Annotated in this window: 4 protein-coding genes and 1 pseudogene; 2 read left to right on the top strand and 3 right to left on the bottom strand. The window is 73.7% G+C overall.

Annotation, left to right across the window (positions count from 1 at the left end):
- Positions 1-1869, bottom strand: a pseudogene (locus ACFWI8_RS21315) (peptidase S41); the annotation flags it as partial.
- 195 nt (positions 1870-2064) lie between these two features.
- Here ACFWI8_RS21315 and ACFWI8_RS21310 point away from each other — a divergent pair.
- Positions 2065-4320 (top strand): MMPL family transporter, encoded by a 2256-nt coding sequence (locus ACFWI8_RS21310; protein WP_387093830.1) that lies wholly within the window; start codon positions 2065-2067, stop codon positions 4318-4320.
- Positions 4321-4480: 160 nt separating this feature from the next.
- Here the strand turns inward: ACFWI8_RS21310 and ACFWI8_RS21305 are convergent, their stop codons facing one another.
- Positions 4481-6499 (bottom strand): GTP-binding protein, encoded by a 2019-nt coding sequence (locus tag ACFWI8_RS21305; RefSeq protein ID WP_387093827.1) that lies wholly within the window; start codon positions 6497-6499, stop codon positions 4481-4483.
- Between the two features lie 220 nt (positions 6500-6719).
- Here ACFWI8_RS21305 and ACFWI8_RS21300 point away from each other — a divergent pair, with 220 nt between their 5' ends.
- Positions 6720-7508, top strand: a complete 789-nt coding sequence (locus tag ACFWI8_RS21300; RefSeq protein WP_387093824.1) for a hypothetical protein — start codon at positions 6720-6722, stop codon at positions 7506-7508.
- A gap of 38 nt (positions 7509-7546) precedes the next feature.
- Here ACFWI8_RS21300 and ACFWI8_RS21295 read toward each other — a convergent pair whose 3' ends face one another.
- Positions 7547-9202 (bottom strand): penicillin-binding transpeptidase domain-containing protein, encoded by a 1656-nt coding sequence (locus ACFWI8_RS21295; RefSeq protein WP_387093822.1) that lies wholly within the window; start codon positions 9200-9202, stop codon positions 7547-7549.
- Positions 9203-9295: the final 93 nt, after the last annotated feature.

Raw genomic sequence — 9295 nt, 5'->3', positions numbered from 1 at the left:
GACCCCGGCTTCGCCGGCGGCCGGCTGCGCGCCTTCGGCGCCACGTGCCTGCGGCGCGGCCACGACCGGCCCGGCCACCGGGCCGGCTCCGCCGGCTGCGGTTCCGGCTGCGCCGGCGGCCGGCGCCTGCGGCGCGGTGGTGCTGGGCTGGTGCTCGGCTGCGCCGGTGGCCGGGTGCGTGCCTTCGGTGCCCGGTGCCTGGCCGGCGGCCTGACCGGGCGCGACCCCGGCTTCGCCGGCGGCCGGCTGCGCGCCTTCGGCGCCACGTGCCTGCGGCGCGGCCACGACCGGCCCGGCCACCGGGCCGGCTCCGCCGGTAGTCGGCGCCTGCGGCGCGGCCGCGTCGGCGGAGGGCCGGGCAGCCTCGGCGCCGTATGCCCGCGGCCGGCCGCCTTCGGCCGTGCCAGCGGCCTGGCGCCCGGGAACCACCGCGCCGGAGGCGGTCGTGGCCGGGGTGGGGAGGTTGTCGGCCGGGAGGCCGGTGTCGGCCGCCGCCGGCCCCGGCTCGGGGCCGGTCGGCGGGCCGGGCACGGCCTCCGCCGAGCCGGCGGCCCCCGGCTCCTCCCGCGCCTGCGGCGCGTCCGGCTCTTCCTCCGTCTCGTCCGCCGGGGGGACCTCGATGAGGAGGAGGCGGCCGTCGTGGGTGGCGGCGGCGAGGAGTTCGCCGTCGGGGGAGGCGCGGAGTTCGCGGACCCGGCCGAGGTCGCCGGTGGTGAGGCGGAGCGGCTCGGTGTCGCCGCTGGCGCGCGGGAGGTGGGCGATCTCTATGGCGTCCTCGCCCGAGGCGTCGGTGACGTACGCGATGCGGCCCGTGTCGCCCAGCATCTCGGGGAGCCGGACCCGCACGCCCGTCGTCGCGGACAGCGCGCGGGCCGGGCCGTCGCGGTGGGTGAGCCAGTAGAGCGCGCCCCGCACGCAGACCGCGCTCGCGCGGCCCGTCGCGTCGACGGCGAGGGCGTCGACGTTGGCGGCCGTCCGCACCTGGAAGGCGCGGCGGCCGGTGCGCGGGCCGCCGAGGCGGACGTCCAGGCGGCGCGGGCGTGACCCCGGGGTGAGCTCGTCGACCAGCCACAGTTCGCCCCCGCACTGGTAGACGACCCGCCGGCCGTCCGTCGCCGCGTGGCGGGCGTAGTACGCGTCGTGGTCGGTGTGCCGCCACAGCTCCGTGCCGTCGGGTCGGCAGGAGTACAGGTTGCCGACCCCCTCGTGGTCGGAGAGGAAGGCGACCCGGTCACCCACCAGCATCGGGCAGTCGAGGTGGCCCGCGAGATCGGCCAGCAGCCGGGTGCCGTGGTACCAGAGCTTGCCCGTCGCGCCGCCCCGGTACCGCTTCCAGGCGGCCGGCTCGTGCGGCGCCTTGCCGGTCAGCAGCAGGGTGCGGCGGTCCGCGCCGGCGCCGGTGACCGCGATGTCGGCGACCGGTCCCCACGGCAGCTGCTCGCCCGGGCCGCCGACGGTCGGCACCGTGTAGGACCAGGTGAAGTGGGAGAACGGCTGGTTGTGCGAGCTCACGGCGAGCACGCGGCTCTCGCCCGACGCGTCGGGGGGCGTCCAGCCACGGACCCGCGTGTCGTAGGAGGCCCAGTGCGTCAGCTGGCGGGCCGGGCCGCCGCCGACCGGCAGCAGGTGGATCTCGGGATCCAGGGTGCGCCAGCTGGTGAACGCGATCAGGTCTCCGTCGGGGGAGAATCGAGGATGTCCGACCTGGGTCCGGTCGGCGGTCAGCCGCCAGGCCCGCTCGGACGTCCGGCCGGGGGCTGGCAAGGGGGCCAGCCAGAGATCGTCCTCGGCGACAAAGCACAGCGAGTCGCCGTGCACGTGCGGGAAGCGTGGATACGCGTCGGCAGATGAGTTGGATTCGTCGCTCACGGGTCCATGCTTCGGCTCGCTGAATACAGCGGCAAGTCACCGAAGGACGACAAGAGGCAGGAAATGTGACCTGAGTCACTTTTTGCCCAGGTGGCTCACCCTGCCCGGCCGGCGCCGCGTCTCGTGGCATGAGCTGACAAATCTCATCTCCCGATCACGATCAAACCACGACACCCGGACAGGAGACCCTGCCCCGTGGCCACCTTTCTCTACAAACTCGGCCGGCTGAGCTTCCGGCGGCGCTGGTGGATGGCACTGAGTTGGCTGGTGCTGCTCGTCGCCATCGGCACCGCCGCCTCCACCGCCGGCGATCCCCCTGAGGAATCCTTCTCGCTGCCGGGCACCGAGACCGAACAGGCCCTCAACCTGCTGGAGAGCGAGTTCCCGGCGGCCAACGCCGAGGGAGTCGGATCCACCGTCGTCTTCCAGGCCCCGGAGGGCCAGGAGCTCACCAGCCCGGAGAACGAGGCCGCCGTCCGCGAGACCCTCTCCGCGCTCCAGGGCGCCGACCTGGTCATCTCGGTGGACGACCCGTTCGTCGAGGGCTCCGGTCAGGTCAGCCAGGACGGGCGCACCGCCTTCGCCGAGATCGAGTACGACGCCTCCTACGAGGACATCACGGAGGAGATGCAGCAGGAGCTGTTCGACGCCATGGAACTGGCGGAGGACGGCACCGGGCTCACCGTCGAGGCCCAGGGCGAGGTCGCCATGGGGCCGGCGGAGTTGGGCGGCGCCGCCGAGCTGATCGGTGTCGGGATCGCGGCCGTCGTGCTGATCCTCACCTTCGGCTCGCTGATCGCCGCCGGCGTGCCGCTGCTCACCGCGCTGATCGGCGTCGTGATCGGCTCGCTGGGCATCGCCGCCCTGGCCGCCCCCCTGGGCCTCTCCGGGGAGACCGGCATCCTGGCGACGATGATCGGCCTCGCGGTCGGCATCGACTACGCGCTCTTCATCGCCTTCCGCTACCGGGCCGAGCTGGTCGAAGGACACAGCCGCGAGGAGGCCGCTGGGCGTGCCGTCGGCACCGCCGGTTCGGCCGTGGTGTTCGCCGGCCTGACGGTGGTCATCGCGTTGGCCGGCCTCGCCGTCGTCAACGTCCCGATGCTCACCAAGATGGGTCTGGCCGCCGCGGGCGCCGTCGTCATCGCCGTCCTGATCGCGCTGACCCTGGTCCCCGCCGTGCTCGGCATGGTCGGCAAGCGGATCTTCGGTCGCCGGGTGCGCAAGGCCAACCCGGAGACCGGCGTTCCGGCCCCGGTCCCCGCCGACGGCAAGCAGAACGCGGGCGCCCGCTGGTCCCGCTGGATACTCAGGCGCCCGGCCATGGTGCTGGTCGCCAGTGTTCTCGGCCTCGGCGTGCTGGCCGTGCCGGTGGCCAGCATGGAACTGGGGCTGCCGGACAACAGCACCCAACCCGAGGACACCACCCAGCGCCAGGCCTACGACATGCTGAGCGAGGGCTTCGGCCCCGGCTTCAACGGTCCGCTGATGATGGTGCTCCAGGGCGGTGACGGCACGGACCTCACGGCCGCCGCCGAGACCCTGCGCTCGGAGCTCGAGGGCTACGACGACGTGGTGGCCACCACCCCGGCCGTGCCCAACGAGGACGGCACGGTCGCCATCGTCAACGCCTTCCCCGGCTCCAGCCCGGCCAGCACCGAGACGACCGACCTGGTGTCCCACCTGCGGGACGACTTCGCGCCCGACTTCGAGGCCGAGACCGGCGTGCAGATGTACGTCTCCGGCACGACGGCGATCAACAGCGACTTCTCCCAGGTGATGAACGACGCGCTGGTGCCGTACCTGGCGCTGGTGGTCGGCCTGGCGTTCATCCTGCTGGTGCTCGTCTTCCGGTCGATCCTGGTGCCGCTGAAGGCCGCGCTCGGCTTCCTGCTCTCCGTGCTGGCCGCGCTCGGCGCCGTCGTCGCGGTCTTCCAGTGGGGCTGGGCCGCCAGCCTCATCGGGGTCGAGGAGACCAGCCCGATCATGTCGATGATGCCGATCTTCATGATCGGTGTGATCTTCGGTCTGGCGATGGACTACGAGGTCTTCCTCGTCACCCGGATGCGGGAGGCCCACGTCCACGGCGAGGGCTCGCACCAGTCCGTGGTCACCGGCTTCCGGCTCAACGCCCGGGTGGTCACCGCCGCCGCGGCCATCATGATCAGCGTGTTCGCCGGCTTCGCCGTGACCGCCACCGAGGACATGATCAAGATGATGGGCTTCGGTCTCGGGACGGCCGTCCTGCTGGACGCCTTCGTGGTCCGGATGACCATCGTCCCGGCCCTGATGGGCCTGGTCGGCGAGCGCGCCTGGTGGCTGCCGAAGTGGCTGGACCGGATCCTGCCCAACGTCGACGTGGAGGGGGAGTCCCTGGAGAAGTACCTCAAGGCGAACGGCAAGGGCCGCGACGCGCTCGAGAAGGAGCGGGAGCCGGCAAGCGTCAGCTGAGCCGCGTCGATCCCGGCCGTTCGAGCCGCACACCGGGAGTCGTGAAGGGAGCCCGGCGCTCCGAACCCCCTCGGGGGCTCGGGGCGCCGGGCTCCGGCGTCACCGCTGTCGAACCACGGTTCGGTGGGGGGCGCCCGCGGACGCCGGCTGACCGACGGGCTCAGCCGCCGCCCGGGACGCGCCGCACCGTCCGCAGCAGGTACTCCTTGCGGTTGAGGGGGTTGGCGTCGGTCCGTGGCCGCTCGGGCGCCGGGCCGCGCACCGGGCGGTGGCGGTGGAAGGCGGCCTCAAGCAGCCCCTCGCCGCTGGTCAGCGTCGGCAGCCGCTGCTCCAGGTCGTGGACGCGGGCGGCCGGGATGTCGCCCTCGATCACCACCAGGTCCCCGCTGTTGGCCGTCGTGTGCGGCACGGCGTCGAGCCTGGCGAGCACCGGGAGCAGCACGCCGGTGGTCGCCTCGGGGGCCTCGATCCGGAACCGGTGCAGGGGCTCGTGGACGACGGTGCGGGCCCGTCGCAGCGCGGTCATCAGAACCAGCGGGGTCAGCAGCCGGAAGTCGGCGCCCGTGCTGGACATGGACTTGTCGAAGATGGCGTGCGCGTGGCTCTGGCGCGGCGCGTAGCCGGAGTGGGTCATGGTGACCACGCAGTCCGGGACCGGCCAGCCGTGCGGGCCCTGCGCCAGGGTCTCGCGGACGGTGTCCTCGACGGCCCGGAAGAACGCGTAGGGCATGGAGCCGAGTTCGACGCCGAGCCGGAAGGTCACGCCCGCGCCGTCCGGCGCCGGCTCGACCCGCAGGCCCACGGTGGCCAGGAACGGGTTGTCGTCCCTGCCCTTGAACTCCGCCGCCTCCCCGACCCCGGTCAGCCGCTCCACGTGCAGGGTCGTGGTGGCGTGGCACACCACCTCGATGCCGAACTCCTCGGCCAGCGTGGCCTGGATGACCTCCTTCTGGACCTCGCCGTAGAGCGAGACATGGATCTCCTGGCGGAGCTCGTCCCGCCGGAGGTTGATCAGGGGGTCCTGCTCGGCGAGTTGGCTGAGCGCGACGTGCAGCGCGGCCCGGTCGGCGGCGCGTACGGGGGCGACCACCGTCTCCAGAGACGGCGGCGGGAAGTGCGGGACGGGGTCGGCGACGCGTCCCGGGGCGCCGACGGCGTCGCCGATCCGGACGTCGCCCAGGCCGGTCAGCAGGCCGATCTGGCCGGCCGTCACCGCCTCGCGGCGGATGGCCGCGCCGTGCTCGAAGACGGCGACGCCCGTCACCTTCGCCTCGCGCTGCCCGTCCCGGCCGTAGCGCAGCGTGTCGCGCACCGACACCGTTCCGAGCCGCATCCGGACGTAGGCGGCCTTCTCGCCGCCCGGACCACGTTCGATCTTGAAGACGGTGCCGGCCGGCGGGCCGTCGGGCGCCCCGCCCGCGGTCGGCAGGAACTCCCGGATACCGGCGGCCAGTTGCTCGGTGCCGGCGCCGGTGATGGCCGAGCCGAAGAAGACCGGGTGGACCAGGGCCCTGGCGGTCTGGGCGGCGAGCGCGGCCCGCAGGCGGTCGGGCGCGAGCCGCCGGGGGTCCTCGTCGACGTACGCGGCGAGCAGCGCGTCGTCGTGCTCGGCCAGCACCTCCGACAGGCGGGCGGTGAAGGCCGGTTCCGCCGGGTCGAACGGCGCGTACACGGCGTCCCGGGTGCCGAGCCGGCGCGGGGCGCCCATCGGGACCACCGCGGGGCTCAGCCGGCGGGCGATCTCGTCGAGCAGCGCGCCGTGCCGGGCGCCGGAGCGGTCGATCTTGTTGACGAAGAGCAGCGTGGGGATGCGCAGCCGGCGCAGCGTCCGCAGCAGCACGCGGGTCTGGGCCTGCACCCCCTCGACGGCCGAGACGACGAGCACGGCGCCGTCGAGCACGCCGAGCACCCGCTCCACCTCGGCGATGAAGTCCGGGTGACCCGGGGTGTCGATCAGGTTGACGGTGCGGTCGCCGAGCGCGAAGGAGACGACGGCCGATCTGATGGTGATGCCGCGCCGGCGCTCCAGCGCGAGCGAGTCGGTCCTGGTGCTGCCGGCGTCGACGCTGCCGACCTCGTCGATGACGCCGGCGTCGTACAGCAGCCGCTCGGTCAGGCTGGTCTTGCCGGCGTCAACGTGGGCCAGGATGCCCAGGTTGAGAAAGACGGGTGTGCTCACAGAGCGTCAGGTCCTCTGGTTCGAAGGGGGTTCCCTGCTTCGCGGACGCGGACGCTGTCCTCATCTCCGACTCCTCTCTCCTGGTGTTCCTGGTGCCCCTGGTGCCCCTGGTGCCCCTGGTGGTGGCCGGGGGAGTACAACAGACGGCCGCCGGGGCGGCAACCGATTTGCGGAGTCGGGGCTATGGTTATGTCGACAAGGTGATCAGAACCGGGAGGCGATGGTGCGACGCGAGCCGGGAAAGACCCTGTTGCGGGCCCTGTTGACAGCCCTTGTGGGCCTCGCGCTCGGCGGCGCGCCGGCCGCGGCCGCCGCCGCGGGCGCTCCGCCGTCCGGGTGCGTCCCGGCGATCTCCCTGGACGACGCGGCGGGCGCCGAGCGGCTGCTGGCGCGGGTCGACGCGTTGGAGGCGGCCGGGGGCGGCCGGGCGGAGATCGACGCGGCGCTCGCCGAGGAGGCGTGCCTGGTGCGGGTCAGCGCGGCGACCGAGGTGCCGCCGACGTCCGCCCTGGTGGTCTCCACGCCCGACGTGTACCGGATCGCCACCGTCAACGGCCGCGACCGCTGGGTGGCCATGACCGACTGGGCCTTCCAGGCCCTGCCCGCCTACCCGATGACGGGCCGCCAGGCCGTCACGACCTGGTTCGACTCGGCGGTCACCCCGATCCTCCAGGTGGTCCACCACAGCGGTGCCACCGACGAGTACCCCAACACCAGCAGCGAGGCGGCCGCCGCGGTCAACGCCTTCGGCGTCGGCTTCCTGATCACCCCGGCCAAGTCGGCCACCGACATGAACGTGGCCACCGGCCGCTCGGCCCTGGTCTTCGAGGGCAGCGGCGGGGGCTGCAAGACGCTGACGGCGCGCGGCGCGTTCGCCCACACCTGGTACGGCACCGACATCAACGCCCTGTCGATCGCCGCCACGGGGCCCACCTTCGGCTGGACCGACACCCGGTACCGGGCCCTCAACGTGAGCCAGCCGGCGACGGTCAGCAACGTGTGCGGCTGACCGTCGCCGGCTGGTCGCGGCGCTGGGGGCAGGGTGAGCTACGGCGCTGCGCGCAGGACGTCCGCGACGACCGGGCCCGCGTTGCTGCCGCCGTGGCCGGAGTTGGGGACGACGGCGGCGACGGCCAGGTCGTTGCGGTAGGCGGTGAACCAGGCGTTGGGCTTGTCCTGGCCGTCCACCTCGGCGGAGCCGGTCTTGGCGCCGATGTCGCCGCCGAGCCCCGCCATCGCCTCGGCCGCCGTGCCGTTGGTCGCGGTGCGGTTCATCAGGCCGCGCAGCTCCCCGGCCGTGGCGGCGCTCAGGCCGTTGGCGGTGGCGAACTCGCGGTCGTCGAAGGACTGCGGGACCAGGTAGGGCTGGAGGAAGCCGCCGTTGCGGACGGTGGCGGAGACCGAGGCCATGGTCATCGGGTTCATCCGCACCCCGCCCTGGCCGATCAGCGAGGCGGCCATCTGGGCGTCGGACTGGGTGGGCACCGCGCCGTCCATGGTGGTGGTGCCGACCTGCCAGGTCATGCCGAGCCCGAAGGCGTCGCGGGCCTGGTTGCCGAGGGCGTCGTCGGACAGCTCGGGCGCCTGGCTGATGAAGGCGGTGTTGCAGGAGGCGGCGAAGCTGTCGGCGAAGGTGCCGCCCTCGATCTCGAACTCGTCGAGGTTCTGGAACCGCCAGCCGCCGACCTCGAAGTACTGCGGGCAGGGGTGCTGGGCGTTCGCCGAGGCCAGGCCCTCGTCGATGAGCAGCGAGGCGGTGACGATCTTGAAGGTGGAGCCCGGCGCGTAGGAGCCTTCGAGGGCCGTGTTGAAGCCGTCGGCCGGCGAGTTGGCGAGGCCCTGGATGGCGCCGGTGCTCGGCTGGATGGCGACGACCGAGGCGTTGCTCTTGCCGGCGACGGCGGCCTCGGCCGCGGCCTGGATGGTGGGGTCGATGGTGGTGGGCACCTCGCCGGCGGTGGGCTCGGCGAGCGCCAGCAACTGCTCGACGGTCTCGCCCTCGGCGTCCACGATCCTGGTCTCGGCGCCCGCGCTGCCGCCGGACTGCTCCGCGTACCGCTCGCGCAGGTCGTCGAGGATCGGGGCGAGCGTCGGGTGGTCCTCGGCGGTGAGCGCGGCGCCCGTGGCGTCCAGCACCTCGACCGGGGGCAGCTCGTCGGCCGGTCCGGTGACGATGGACTGGCCCTCGGCGAGGCCCGGGTACAGCACGGTCGGCTCCCAGTCGACCACGGGCTCGCCGGTGGTGGCGTCCCGGGTGACGGTCAGCTCGGAGGAGTAGTTCCAGTCGGCCGGGTCGACCGCCTCGTCCTCCTCGTAGGCCACCACCGCGTCCACGGTGAAGGCGACCCGCTCGCCGCTCGGCGCCTCGGGCGTGACGGTGAGTTCGGAGACGGCGGCGTCCTCGACGAGCGAGGTCAGCGCCGCGGTGGCGGCCTCGGGGTCGTCGGTCAGCTCGGCCGCGGCGGCCGCGTCGCCGGCGGCCCAGGCTTCCAGGAAGGCGTCCGAGGCCTGGAGGACCTCCTCCGCGCTCGGCGGCCCGGACTCGACGCCCTCGCCCGGCTCCTCGTCCGAGGTGGCGGCGACGTTGCCCCGCTCGCCTTCCTCGCTCTCGCCGCCGAGCAGGCTGTAGGCCCCGAACCCAAGCACCGAGACGACCGCCGCGCACGTCCCGGCAATGACGGCGACACGCTGTCCGCTCCGCATCTGCCCTACCCCTCGATCACCCCATGAGCGCCTCTGCGAGGCGTCCGTCCGGGCAGCCTACCCGCTACCCCTGGTATCGCTGACCGCAGCCCG

It is taken from the genome of Streptomyces sp. NPDC127098, from assembly GCF_042722465.1.
Lineage (GTDB): Bacteria > Actinomycetota > Actinomycetes > Streptomycetales > Streptomycetaceae > Streptomyces > Streptomyces millisiae.
This window is presented reverse-complemented; position numbering and strand designations above follow the sequence as displayed.